Source organism: Alphaproteobacteria bacterium HT1-32, from assembly GCA_009649675.1.
Classification (GTDB): Bacteria; Pseudomonadota; Alphaproteobacteria; order Rhodospirillales; family HT1-32; genus HT1-32.
Genome location: WJPL01000002.1, coordinates 816,925 through 829,856 on the forward strand (window position 1 = coordinate 816,925; position 12,932 = coordinate 829,856).

The 12,932-nt window shown below is 56.4% G+C and carries 11 protein-coding genes and 1 tRNA gene; 4 read left to right on the plus strand and 8 right to left on the minus strand.

Features of this window, described 5'->3' with window-relative positions; all coding sequences use genetic code 11:
* Nucleotides 1-20 precede the first annotated feature (20 nt).
* Nucleotides 21-662 (plus strand): uracil phosphoribosyltransferase, encoded by a 642-nt coding sequence (locus GH722_15240; GenBank protein ID MRG73122.1) that lies wholly within the window; start codon nucleotides 21-23, stop codon nucleotides 660-662.
* Between the two features lie 7 nt (nucleotides 663-669).
* Here GH722_15240 and GH722_15245 read toward each other — a convergent pair whose 3' ends face one another.
* From GH722_15245 to GH722_15270, 6 genes are all read right to left on the minus strand, one after another.
* Entirely contained in the window at nucleotides 670-2,235 is a 1,566-nt protein-coding gene (locus GH722_15245) for a PAS domain-containing protein (GenBank protein MRG73123.1), read from the minus strand.
* 162 nt (nucleotides 2,236-2,397) lie between these two features.
* Nucleotides 2,398-2,493: transfer RNA gene (locus GH722_15250), tRNA-Sec, on the minus strand.
* 78 nt (nucleotides 2,494-2,571) lie between these two features.
* Nucleotides 2,572-4,479: a selenocysteine-specific translation elongation factor gene (gene selB, locus GH722_15255; GenBank protein ID MRG73124.1), complete on the minus strand. Its 1,908-nt coding sequence runs from the start codon at nucleotides 4,477-4,479 to the stop codon at nucleotides 2,572-2,574.
* Nucleotides 4,476-5,891 carry an L-seryl-tRNA(Sec) selenium transferase gene (locus GH722_15260; GenBank protein MRG73125.1) on the minus strand — a complete coding sequence of 472 codons (1,416 nt, stop codon included), beginning with the start codon at nucleotides 5,889-5,891 and terminating at the stop codon, nucleotides 4,476-4,478. The genes selB and GH722_15260 overlap by 4 nt, the downstream gene beginning before the upstream one ends.
* Nucleotides 5,892-5,906: 15 nt before the next feature.
* The gene (locus GH722_15265) at nucleotides 5,907-7,169 is read right to left on the minus strand and encodes an MFS transporter (protein ID MRG73126.1); all 1,263 of its coding nucleotides are present in this window, start codon (nucleotides 7,167-7,169) and stop codon (nucleotides 5,907-5,909) included.
* 66 nt (nucleotides 7,170-7,235) lie between these two features.
* Nucleotides 7,236-8,498, minus strand: coding sequence for an MFS transporter (locus GH722_15270; GenBank protein ID MRG73127.1), 1,263 nt, complete (start codon nucleotides 8,496-8,498; stop codon nucleotides 7,236-7,238).
* 147 nt (nucleotides 8,499-8,645) lie between these two features.
* On the opposite strand from GH722_15270, the gene GH722_15275 reads away from it, so the two are divergent.
* The 3 genes from GH722_15275 to GH722_15285 all read left to right on the plus strand — a co-directional run bounded on the left by GH722_15275 (nucleotide 8,646) and on the right by GH722_15285 (nucleotide 10,725).
* On the plus strand, nucleotides 8,646-9,617 hold the full coding sequence (locus tag GH722_15275) for a zinc-binding dehydrogenase (GenBank protein ID MRG73128.1): 972 nt from the start codon (nucleotides 8,646-8,648) through the stop codon (nucleotides 9,615-9,617).
* Between the two features lie 93 nt (nucleotides 9,618-9,710).
* Nucleotides 9,711-10,175, plus strand: coding sequence for a cupin domain-containing protein (locus GH722_15280; GenBank protein MRG73129.1), 465 nt, complete (start codon nucleotides 9,711-9,713; stop codon nucleotides 10,173-10,175).
* A gap of 28 nt (nucleotides 10,176-10,203) precedes the next feature.
* Nucleotides 10,204-10,725: a hypothetical protein gene (locus GH722_15285; GenBank protein ID MRG73130.1), complete on the plus strand. Its 522-nt coding sequence runs from the start codon at nucleotides 10,204-10,206 to the stop codon at nucleotides 10,723-10,725.
* Nucleotides 10,726-10,734: 9 nt separating this feature from the next.
* Here GH722_15285 and doeA read toward each other — a convergent pair whose 3' ends face one another.
* Together doeA and GH722_15295 are read right to left on the minus strand one after the other, a co-directional pair.
* On the minus strand, nucleotides 10,735-11,916 hold the full coding sequence (gene doeA, locus GH722_15290) for an ectoine hydrolase DoeA (GenBank protein ID MRG73131.1): 1,182 nt from the start codon (nucleotides 11,914-11,916) through the stop codon (nucleotides 10,735-10,737).
* 15 nt (nucleotides 11,917-11,931) lie between these two features.
* Nucleotides 11,932-12,924: a cyclodeaminase gene (locus GH722_15295; protein MRG73132.1), complete on the minus strand. Its 993-nt coding sequence runs from the start codon at nucleotides 12,922-12,924 to the stop codon at nucleotides 11,932-11,934.
* Nucleotides 12,925-12,932 lie beyond the last annotated feature (8 nt).

The window sequence follows — 12,932 nt, forward strand, 5'->3', positions numbered from 1 at the left end:
ATCATCGGAGGGCATTCTTCATGAGTGAGACGCCGAACCTGTACATCGTCAATCATCCGCTGGTTCAGCATAAGTTGAGCATCATGCGGGATATCGGAACCTCAACCGGCAGCTTTCGCCGGTTGCTTCGCGAAATCGCCTTGCTGATGGGCTACGAAATCACCCGCGATCTGCCGGTTGAGATGCGGGAGATTGAGACACCGCTGACAACCATGCAGGCGCCGTTCATTGCCGGACGCAAGCTCGTCATCGTACCGATCTTGCGGGCCGGGGCAGGGATGGCCGACGGGTTGCTCGAACTGGCACCGAGCGCGCGTGTCGGTCATGTCGGCCTCTATCGGGATGAGGAGACAAAGCAGCCACAGGAATATCTGGTCAAACTGCCCTCTGCCGAAGGCCGGGTTTTTATTCTGGTGGACCCGATGCTGGCGACAGGGAACTCCGCTGTTCATGCAGCGGATGTTCTGAACCGGCATGGTGTGGCAGATCAGGATATTCGTTTCATGGCTTTAGTTTCCGCGCCGGAAGGTGTGCAGCAATTCCACAGATCGCATCCGGAAATCCCGGTTTACACAGCGGCCCTGGACAGCCATCTGAACGAGGACGCCTATATTGTGCCGGGCCTCGGTGATGCCGGTGACAGGTTGTTCGGGACCAAATAAATTGTCGTCAGGCCCAGCGGATAAACAGCCAGACGTTGCCGGGCTCCTTGTCAGGGCGCATTTCTATCAGGACCTTCCACTTCCGGCGCAATGTGAATACGTAACTGAATATTTCGCTTACTGACTTTCCCTCACTGATATCGGTAAACCTGCCATAAAAAGTATCAGTGAAGGTGCAGGGGGCAACTTCCTTGAAGAAGTTCAGGCCGATCACCCTGGACTGTGTCATGCCCGAAAAATGGGCTTCCGTAGCATTATACTTGAGGATCTTTCCGGAGTCCGAGAGCAGGATTGCGCCAATCGGAAGTTTATCGAGTGACTGGTCGGCCAGATCAGCCGCCGTAGACGGGATGTCGACGCCGTCAATCGTGAAAAAATCCTTCAGGCCTTCAACTGAAGTGCGTTTTTTGACACCTTCCGGCAGCGTTATACGCTCAGTGGGCAGCACAATGAAGGCGGTCGTGCCAATGCCCGGCTGGCTGTTCATGAAAAAACTTCCGCTATGGAGTTCGACAAACGCTTTGGTGATCGGTAATCCCAGTCCGGCACCCTGAGTTTGTGAATCAAGTTCGCTGTCGACACGTCCGAACGGAGCGAGGGCAGTTGGAAGATCGGATGCTGACATGCCGCGTCCGTTGTCCGAAATTATGAAGCACAGCCGCTCATCGTCGAGCAGTTCGCTGGAAATCAGGACATTCCGGTCACAGGATGAAAATTTCTGAGCGTTCGCGATGAGATTGATGAGACATTGCCGCATCTTCTTTACATCAACAGATATCAGGATGTCTGGCGGTATGCGTCCGATATTGACAGTCGCCGGATTGGTGCGATCAGTCTGCTGAACCAGCCGGACGGCGTTTTCAATCAGGTTTCTTGGGCTGACATCCTCGTACTCGATCGGTGTCGTTCCGGACTCAACCTGTGCGATGTCCAGAATATCATTTACAATTTCGAGCAAATGACGTCCTGCAAACCGGATATCATCAAGATATTCTTTGTATTTCGGGCTTCCGATCGGGCCAAAAATCTCGGACTGAATCATTTCTGAATACCCGATTACGGCATTCAGAGGTGTTCTCAGTTCATGGCTCATATTTGCCATGAAACTCGACTTTGCCTTGTTGGCAATATCCGCCTGGTCCCGGGCGGTCGCCAGTTCCATCTCCATGGCGCGGCGGTCGGTTATATCATTTGTTGTCCCGATAAGGCGTGTAACTCTGCCGTCCTTTGACAGAGGAGTCAGTGTCGTTCTGGCCAGAAAAAAACCGCTGCTAAGCTGGATTTCTTCATCGTACTGATCGATTTTCCCCGTCGCTATGCAGCGTTTGTAATTACTGATGACCATTTCTGCTGATGCGGCGGGCATGACATCTTCAATAAATTTTCCTGCAATCTCACGAGCATCACAATTGAATGTCGATTCGTAAAAATTATTAATAAAACTAACTATGAATTTGTTGTCTTCCAGTACCTCAATAACAAAAACGGAAACGCCAATGCTGTTTAATATTGGGCCTAAGGTATCAATTGGCGTTTCTGCCCAAAAATTCTTATCTATTTCCCACATTTTCATCTTATTTGCGTGTCATTCTGAGCATCAGGTATTGCCGCCAGAGGTGAATATTCTGGTGTTGTTAATAAAGGTGACAATTTATCAAACATGAGGGTGGTTTTCACACCGAAGTTGCATTGAGTGTGACGGTCAATCCGGTCACAGTCTTGTTTTCAGGCGTAGTGGCGGAAGAGGCAGGAATTGAACCTACCAGGGATGGCTTGCCACCCCTCAACGGGTTTGAAGCCCGCGACGATCACCAGACGCGCATACTCTTCCAATAGTAAGGGTATCAACTGCATCCCGTCCTTCAAGGGGAACTGAACAGAAAATTCTTCGATGGCGGATGAAAAGGTGTCAGGTCTCCGGGTTTTCCCCGGTGGAAAACAACTCTTCCGGACTGCGTTTCAGTCGTCGGGTTTCACCGGATCTGTGGGTCAGGCCCGTACGGTCAAAGAACTCAAGCAACTCGATCGTCAGGTTGCGGCCAATTTCTGAACGATCCTTGTAATCCCGAACGGTGAAAGCGCCCTGCGTTTCTGTATCAAGCTCGCTGGCAATCAGGCCGAGGCGATTAAGCACCAGGGGAGGGAAATAGCGGTTGTCAGCGACTTTGAGAACGAGGCCGGCCCCAACACAGCGATTCAGAAATCGTTCTGTTACTTTCGGCTCAAGGCCGAGTTCTTCTGCCAGTTCCCGCACGCGTGGCGGTCGCAGGCCCGCCCCGGCAAACAGCGTCTCGCATGTCTTCCAGAGCTTCTGATCAGCCGGGGCCAGCCTTGGCTTATGTCCGGAGAGCGCGATCGCTGATCCGGCACGGCCAAGATGACGGTTGCTGACCAGACGGTTGATGACGGCTTCAAATGCCGGGCCTGACAGGCCCGCCGATTTGCCGATGTCAGCAAGTTCTGCACGGCCAGCACCCGCCTTGTCCGGATGTTCCTGATGATAACGGCTGAGAAATTCTGTGATCTCTGTCTTGAGTGATGTCCAGCGATCCTGATCAATCAGGCTGCCTCCGATAGTGACAGCGGGCAAACCGTCGGCCAGTTCTGCCTGTGTATCAGGGCTGATACCACGACCAATTGAATACAGGCTGAGATCAAATCCGTTTCGGGTTGCCGTCAGTTCGGCAATTGCTCCGTCGATCAGATCCAGGTCAGCCAGTTGCCTGACCAGAGCCAGACGTTCAGGTTTTGCCCGCCCGCGTTTCGGCGAAAAGGGGTCGATCACCGTACCACCGGCAACAGTTGTTATATTCCCGGCATTCCGCAGTACGAAACGGTCGCCGTGAACCGCCTGTACCGGACCTCCCAGAACCAGTTGCGCCAGGGCTGTCTCGCCGGATGTGATCGACTTTGTCTCCAGCAGGGCCAAACGTCCTTCGTGAACAGCAGCACCATGACAAAACCGGATAGCATCCCAATGCCGCAGAGGTTGCGTAGCCCGTAATCTGATATCCAGCCTGTCTGTTGGCAGATCAAGATGCGGGGCGGCAAGCCAGTCACCCCGTCCGATTTCGTCGCGGCCCACGCCGGTCAGGTTGATGGCGATCCGCTGGCCACGGCCTGCCGTTGTCACCGGCTTGTCATGGGCGCGCAGACCGCGGACACGAACCAGGCTGCCTGACGGCATCACGCGCAGACTGTCACCAACCGACACCTGCCCGGAATGTGCAGCACCCGTTGCGATCAGGCCGGCACCGTCGATGGTAAAGACCCGGTCTATAGCCAGCCTGAACGCCTTGTCTGCTGATTGCAGGCTGGTTTCCGGCGCGAGATTACGAAGATGATCTGTCAGTTCATCGAGACCGAGGCCGGTGATGCCGGATACAGGCTGAATCGGGCTGTTACGCAGCCCTGTTGACGCGAGCAGGGAAGAAACCTCCAGTTCAACCTCCGTCAGCCGGTCAGCATCAACCATGTCGGCTTTGGTGATCGCAATGACGCCCTGATCAAGCCCAAGCAGATCGACGATTTCCAGATGTTCCCGGGTCTGCGGCATCACACCGTCGTCAGCGGCGACAACCAGCAGCACAGCGTCCACACCGCTGACCCCGGCCAGCATGTTGCGGATGAATCGTTCATGTCCCGGTACATCGACAAAAGCCAGATCAAGGCCGTTCCGCCTGCCATAGGCAAAGCCGAGGTCGATAGTCATGCCCCGGCGCTGTTCTTCTGCTAGGCGGTCCGCATTAACGCCGGTCAGCGCCTTGATCAGGGTGGTTTTGCCGTGGTCGATATGCCCGGCTGTGGCGATAATCATGGCGCGAGGGAAGAAAGCTGTTCGGTGAATCCCGGCTCGTCTTCAAGACAGCGGCAGTCGAGCAGCAGGGCGCCATCTGCAATACGCCCGATAACCGGCATCGGAAGGGATCTGAATGCCGCCGCCAGTGCTTCCAGTTTTGAGCCGGAACCACGCCGGGGACCATTGGGAGTAATCCGGACGGCAGTGCTTTGCAGCAGATCGACGGGCAGGGAGCCACTGCCGATCTGGCTGTGGCAGGCGAGGCAGTCTACCGTTGCTGCATCACCCAGCTGTTTCGCAATGGCACCGGCTATCCGGGTTGCCGTCGCGGCAATGTCCGGGGCTGGCCGCGTCAGCAGGCGCAAGGTTGGCAGCCTTTCAATCAGCTTTGCCGGATTGGCATAAATCTGCAAGGTCGCCTCAAGTGCGGCCAGGGTCATCTTGTCCAGCCGGAGGGCCCGTTTCAGCGGATTTTTCTTGAGCTTCTCAATCAGGTCTGCCCGTCCGACAATCAGTCCGGCCTGTGGTCCGCCAAGCAGCTTGTCGCCGGAGAAAGTGACAATATCGGCACCATCGCGGATTGCTTCTGCCGGTGTCGGCTCATGCGGCAGGCCATAGGCCGCAAGGTCGATCAGCATGCCGCTGCCAAGGTCATTTACGAAAGGGACGCCAGCGGCTTTCGCGGCACCGGCAATTTCCGGTTCGGACGGCATCTTGGTGAAACCCTGAACAACAAAGTTGCTGGTATGGACCTTCATCATCATGCCGGTTTCCGGATTTACGGCATTCGCGTAATCCCGTAAATGAGTCCGGTTTGTGGTGCCCACTTCCCGCAGAATGGCTCCGGCACGGGACATGATATCCGGCATCCGGAAGGCACCGCCGATTTCGATCAGTTCACCGCGGGAGACAATACATTCCCGTCCCTCAGACAGGGTGTTCAGCACCAGCATGACGGCGGCCGCATTGTTGTTCACGACAGTGGCGGCCTCTGCGCCGGTCAGACGAATCAGCCAGTCCTCGACAATGCTGTCGCGGTCGCCGCGTTTTCCACTCGCGACATCAAATTCCAGTGCAGCAGCACCGGCTGCCCGTCGCATCGCGTCAACAGCTTCCGGTGCCAGTGGTGCCCGCCCCAGATTGGTGTGAATGACGGTGCCTGTCAGGTTGTAGACAGGCCGCAGATTGCTGCTCATCAGCCGGGTAACCCGCCGGGCAATGCGGTCTGCAATCTGCTCATGTGAGGGAAGCTCTGTACCCTCCGACAGTTCCCCGCGAAGCCGGGATATCTCGTCTCGTGCCATATCGGTGACGATCATGACACCAAAGTCATCACGAACATTCCGAAGGCCTGGATGTCGAAGCAGCGCATCAATGGCGGGAAGGCGGGAATAGTCGGGTCTGGCGCTCACGGCGTTAGCCCCTTTCATCAGTCAGGTTTGTTGTCAGTCATCGTCACCAATAGGTGCGACAGGAACAAGGCTTGCAATGATGGTGGCACGACGGGCCCAGACACCGGCCCAGACGATGAGGCAGAGAATGGCACCGACAGCAAGTGGCAGACGCAGGCCGGTGAATTCGGCAATCGAGCCAATAATCAGTGCGCCGAGTGCCGGGCCACCAATGTAAATCGTGCCATAAAGACTGAGTATTCGTCCGCGCATGCGACCGGAAACAGCGAACTGGAAGGCAGACTGAGTTGCCACACCGGCCAGCGTCAGGCCAAAGCCGCAAAGGCAGGATCCGATGAGGGCCAGTGTATAATCCGTTGTGGCAACCAGCAGCAGATTGGCCAGTGCTGCAACGAGGGTTCCGATCAGGGCGACGCCGGCGACATCCTGCCGGCCCCCGCGGGCAGCAAGATAGATTCCGGATACCGAAGCACCGGCTCCGGCGGCACCAACGAGATAGCCATATCCGGCTGCGCCCTGGCCGAAGACATTGTCAGCAAGGCCCGGCAGCAGTTCCATGACGGCCCGGACGCTGATGGCGGAGACGGTCAGCATAAGAAGCAGGGGACCAATGCCTCCGCTGCGGACCGCAAAGGTGAATCCTTCACGCATGTCGCCGAGGATAGAAGATACCTGTCCGTCACCACGTTTCTTGCGACGGGGGATATTCATCATCAGCAGGGCCGTGATCAGCAGGAAATAGCTGAACGTATTGACGCCAAATGCATATTCCGATCCATGGTCGGCGATAATCCATGCGGCAATCGCGGGGCCAACAAACCTTGCGCCATTGAAGCAGATTGAATTCAGTGCAATCGCGGTGGTGATGCTTTCTGGCGGAACCAGACTGGGGGCAATGGCCAGCCGGGCAGGCTGATATAACCCGATAGCGACGCCGGTGAGAGCCACCAGCAGCACAAGCCATTCAATCGTAATCAGATCAAGGAAGGTCAGCAGACAGAGTAAACCGGCAAAGATCATCGCGAAAATTTGCGTGATGACCATGATTCCGACACGGCTGTAACGATCAGCCAGCGCGCCACCGACCGGGCCGAGCAGAATGGTCGGGAAAAATTCGGCCATGGCGACGATACCGAGCCAGGTCGGCGAATGGGTCAGTTCCCATGCCAGCCAGCCCGCCGCAACGCGCTGCATCCAGGTTCCGATCAGGGACGTGGCGTTGCCTGCGAAATAGATCGTGAAATTCCGGTGCTTGTAGCAGGCGATAATTCCGCGGAGCCCGGACAGGTCAGACATGCTATTCTTCCCGTCGAAAAAAATTGCGTCAGTGAGCGCTGTACTGACGTTACGAAAGTATCAATCTTATGACAAATCCGATGTCATCGCTGCAATGATACGTTGCCGGCGAAGCCAGATGAAAAACCAGATAACCAGCGCCAGAATTGCCGCACCAAGAGTCGGGGCCTGCAGGCCAAAGAATTCAGAGAAGGCACCGATTACCAGCGCCCCGAAGGCTGGCCCTCCCCGGAAAATGATTCCGAACAGGCTGAGTACGCGTCCGCGAATTTCGCTTGGAACAGACAGGTGGATGGATGTCTGCATTCCGACACCGGAAGCAACCATACCAAAACCGGCGATTGCGACAGCGACGACGCCGACCGGGTAGATGTCGGTTGAGGCGAAAATGATAATACCGATGGCAATGATGACGGGCGAGGTGAGAGCAATCACTGCCGCGTCCGACTTGTTGCGTCTGCTGGCCATCCAGACGCCTGCCAGAACGGCACCGACACCAACTGTCGATGACAGTGTCGCCAGCCCTTCGGCACCACGCTGATATACATCAGCGGCAAAGCCCGGCATCAGTTCCACAAACGGACGCACACAGACAGCCGTGACCAGCATGAGGAACAGCATCGGCCCAACTCCCGGATGACGCCGTACATAACCGAATCCTTCTGCAATATCGGCAAGAACGCCACGTTTCTCCCGCTTCTTTGCATCGGTTTCGGGCAGGATGTGAATGCTGGCCAGGGCGGCCAGCATGGCCAGATAGCTGGCCGCATTGATGATGAAGGCCCATCCGACATCGGATGCGACAATGACAACGCCTGCCGCGGCAGGGCCAATGAACCGGGCTGTGTTGAACACTGTGGAATTGATAGCCACCGCGACAGAGACATGATCCTTGTCGACAAGGCTGGAGACCAGCGCCAGACGGGATGGCTGGTTGAAGCCGATGACCACGCCATTGACGAATGTCAGTCCCAGCAGCAGCCAGATATTGATGGCGTCAGTCCAGAACAGGACAGCCAGCAACACAGCCTGAAACATGGCAATTGTCTGGGCGACCTTAACAATGAGCAGGCGGCTGATCCGGTCAGCCAATGCCCCGCCTATGGGGCCGATTACGATGGAGGGGGCAAGATCGGCAAAGGCGACGGCTCCAAGCCAGAATCCTGATTCCGTCAGTTTCCAGGTCAGCCAGCCGACTGCGATGCGATGCATCCAGAGGCCGATAAGTGAAATCGAGTTTCCAGCAACATACCGGCCGTAATTCGGCTGGCTCAGGGTTTCGATAATGGGGTTTCGCGTAACTGATTCTTTGAGTGTCATGAAGACCATCTATAGCAGCATTAGATAGCCAAACGCGATAGCCCTTATTGTGTTGCATAGCAGACATGCGTTTAACGCGGGGTACTGGAGCGGGCACTTGACCCGCCCGTGATCCTCGGGGACCCTCCGGCATAATTTGGCAAAAAGGCGGATAGCGTGAAAGCAATTGTGATTCGGGAAAATGGCGGTCTGGATGTTCTGCAATGCGGCGAGTTTGCGGAACCGTCACCAGGGCCGGGAGAACTGAAAGTCAGGGTGGCAGCAGCAGGATGTAATTTTGCTGACACCCTGATGGCAAAAGGAACGTATCAGGACCGGCCGGAGCTTCCTTTCGTGCCCGGCCTTGAACTGGCCGGTGAAGTGGTGGAAGTCGGCGAGGGTGTCACAATTGCCAAACCCGGTCAGCGGGTGATGGCACGGGTCAGCCATGGTGCCTTCGCGGAATATGCGATCTGCCATGAAGTCGATACGACGGTCGTCCCCGACGGTATGGAAGATATTCAGGCAGCGGCCTTTCCGATTGTGTATGGCACCAGCCATGTCGCCCTGACACATCGTTGCCCGGTCTTTCCCGGCGATGTTCTTATGGTTCATGGTGCGGCCGGTGGTGTCGGACTGACCGCAGTCGAGATCGGCAAGGCACTTGGGGCGACCGTGGTGGCTACCGCAGGCAGTGATGAAAAACTGGCCATCGCAAAGCAGTATGGCGCGGATTACCTGATCAATTATCGCACGGAAGATATCCGCGAGAAGGTGAAGGAATATGTCGGTGGTGCCGATGTGATCTATGACCCGGTCGGCGGGGATGTGTTCAAGGCGTCACTTCGCTGCATCAATTATGAGGGGCGCATCATACTGGTGGGATTCGCGTCCGGCGATGTCCCGCAGATCCCGGCGAATATCCTGCTGGTGAAAAATTGCTCTGCCATCGGTTTCTACTGGGGCAGTTACCGCAAGAAGAAGCCCGAAGTTCACCGCCGTTCCTATGATGCTCTGGTGGGGTTGTATGAAGAGGGCAAGCTGAAACCGCATGTCAGCCACGTCCTGCCGATGGAGCAGGCTGCAGAGGCGCTGCAACTCCTCATCGACCGGAAGTCGACGGGCAAGGTCGTGCTGAAGATCAGCTGATTACAGCTACCCACTCTCAATTTATGAACAGAACCGGGAAACGAAATGCCTGACAGTATCACCCCTAAATATTCATCCCTTGTACCACAGGATATGGTTGATGAGATATTCCTGAAAGATGGCCGGGAGCCGGAGGATGAACGACTCTGGGTGCCAAATGGCCCCGGTCGCTGGTCACGTCCGCTTTGTTTCAACGTCAGTCAGGGCTACTGGGTACATCTGACAAAGGTAACCCAGGGCGGCGTGATTTCCCGCCATCGTCACCCGGCACCCGTGCATGGGTTCGTGCTCGAAGGTCGCTGGCGCTATCTGGAACGTGACTGGGTCGCGACGGCAGGGAGTTACCTGTATGAACCGCCGGGCGATGTACATACATTATACGTCGATGAGGGTGACAGCATGCTGACCCTGTTCCACAATACCGGTGCGCTGCTCTATTGTGATGAAGAAGGCAACACGACAGGCTCTACCGATGTCTTCGACCGTGTTGATGACGCCCGGAAACATTACGAAGCCGTCGGACTTGGCTCAGACTATGTGAAGCGCTTTATCCGGTGATGTTCTGACAGAACGGAGACGTCCTGAATTGCATGTTTCCCGACCCTTCTGGCTTTTCGTCGCTCTTGTGGCTGGTTCTGTATTAACCGGTTTTCAGACAGCGGCCTATAGCCAGTTGCCGGGACAACGGGTTATCGGAACAGCAGTGGTGATTGATGCGCGGACCGTCGAGGTTGAAGGGCAGTTGCTGGTGCTCTGGAAAATCGAGGCACCTTCGCCGCAGCAGCAATGTCTGCGGCAGGGTGTGGTCTGGGAATGCGGGCAGATTGCCCGCGACAACATGCGCGATATCGTTCGGGGCGGGGAACTGAATTGCCTCGTCATGTCAGGTGACGGGGGTTCTGATATTCCTGTCGCGCGGTGCTATCTCGGTTATTCCGATATTGCGGCCGCCCTGATTGACCGGGGTTATGCGATTGCCATTGATGTCCGCTCGTCTCCGTACAAACAGAACCACCGGGAGGCGCGTGGCGCCAACCGGGGGATATTCAGCGGTCTGTTCACGGATCCCGCAAAATGGCGGGCGGGTGAGCGTCTGCCGGGACTGTAGGGTCCGGGTTCAGGCTTTCACCAGCAATTCACGGGGAACGGATGCAAGGCATTCAACACCCTGCTCGGTGATCAGGATGCTCTCGGTTGTTTCCATGCCCCAGTCATCCATCCACAGACCGGTCATGAAATGGAAGGTCATGCCCGGTTGCAGAACCGTCACATCACCAAGCCGCAGGCTCATGGTGCGTTCGCCCCAGTCCGGCGGATAGCTGAGACCGATGGAATAACCGGTCCGGTTGTCTTTTGTAATTCCGTGTTTTTTCAGCACGTTGAAGAAGGCCCGGGCGACATCTTCGCAGGTGTTGCCTGGACGGGCGACGTCCAGTCCGGCAATCATGCCTTCCTGAACGGCCTTGTCCGCGTCGAGATAATGCTGCGAGGGTTTGCCCAGAAAGACAGTACGGGATAGCGGCACGTGATAGCGCCGGTAGCAGCCGGCAATTTCGAAGAAGGTCCCTTCACCGGACTTCATCGGCAGGTCATCCCAGGTCAGGTGCGGGGCCGCAGCGTCCGAGCCGGACGGCAGCAGGGGGACGATGGCCGGGTAATCGCCGCCATGTCCGTCGGCACCACGAACGCCGGCGTCATAAATTTCTGCAACCAGATCACATTTCCGGATTCCCGGTTCGACCTTGTCGATGATCCGGGCATGCATAGCCTCAACGATCCGGGCAGCCCGGCGCATGTAGGTCAGTTCCTGTGCTGACTTGACCGCCCGGCACCAGTTGGTCAGTCCTGTTGCATCATGAAACTGTGCATTCGGAAGATGCCGGGTCAGTGACTGATAGGCGGCAGCAGAGAAATAGTAATTATCCATCTCGACGCCGATGCGACATTTGCCCCATCCACGGTCCTGTATGATCTGACTGAGCAGATCCATGGGATGCCGCTCGGTCGACTGAACATAATGATCGGGGTAGGAGAGTATCTGCGCTTCATCCATATATACGGTTCGCACCGCCCCATTGACGTCCTGCAGACGGCCATACCAGACCGGGTCTTCATGCAGGTCCACCAGAACACATTGATGAACATAGAAGGACCAGCCGTCATATCCGGTAAGCCATGCCATGTTGGACGGGTCAGAGACGATCAGAAGATCGATTCCCTGCGCGGCCATTGCCGTCCTGACCTTGTTGATCCGATCCGCATACTCTGCGCGGCTGAAAGGAAGATCGATGTCAGGCATGGCAGTCTCCGGAGGTTAGTCGCTGTTGAAAAGATGTCCGAGCGTGAATGTGTTCGCGCGCTTCAGGGTGAAAGCGGCTATCGCCGTGTCCTGAATGCCGGTTCCGGTCAGATCGCAGACCGTGATATCCCCGGCAGAATGACGTCCCCGGGCATTGCCGGTGATGATTTGCCCAAGTTCTTCATAGGGATGGTTGTCCCCAACCACACCGGCGGCAACGGCTGATCGCAGTTCGCCCTGACGAAGGCACTGAGCATGACTGTCGCAGACATAGAGGCTGGCATCGGCAATGATCTGCGGCGCCAGTTCATTCTTGTAATCAGCATCGGACCCCATCGCCGTAATATGCTGACCAACCTTGATATCCCGGCTTTCAACCAGGGGAGTGGTGGCGGGGGTTGTGGTGACAACGATATCCGCAGTCATGACATCAGAAACGGAGGCAGCCACGGTGACAGGGATACCCAGATCATCGCTGCATTGTTTTGCACAGGCTTCGGCTTTTTCCGGGTCGCGGCCCCATATGATGGCTTCCCGGATCGGCCGGACCAGTGTCAGCGCCTGAAGCTGAAGTCGGGCCTGAACACCGCATCCGACAATACCAGCGGTTTTTGCATCTTCCCGTGCCAGCCACCTTGCCGCGACGGCACCGGCCGCGGCGGTACGTATATCGGTCAGATAACCGTTATCCAGAAGCAGGGCTTCAACCAGCCCGGTCGCGGCAGAGAAAACCACCATCAGGCCGTTGACGCTGGGCAGGCCGATCTTCGGATTATCAAAAAAGCCGGGACTCATCTTGACGGCAAAGGAGGGGACCCCCGGAATATAAGCGGTTTTGACATCCACCTCGCCATTATGTTCCGGCACCTGAAAACTCATGATGGGCGGCATGGCAATATCACGGGTCGCAAGGGCACTGAACGCAGCCTCAACACAGTCGATAGCGGCGAGGTCGAGCGGGATCATTTGCCGAAGATCACTTTCCGTGAATATTCTGATTTCCGGCATCCGCTATA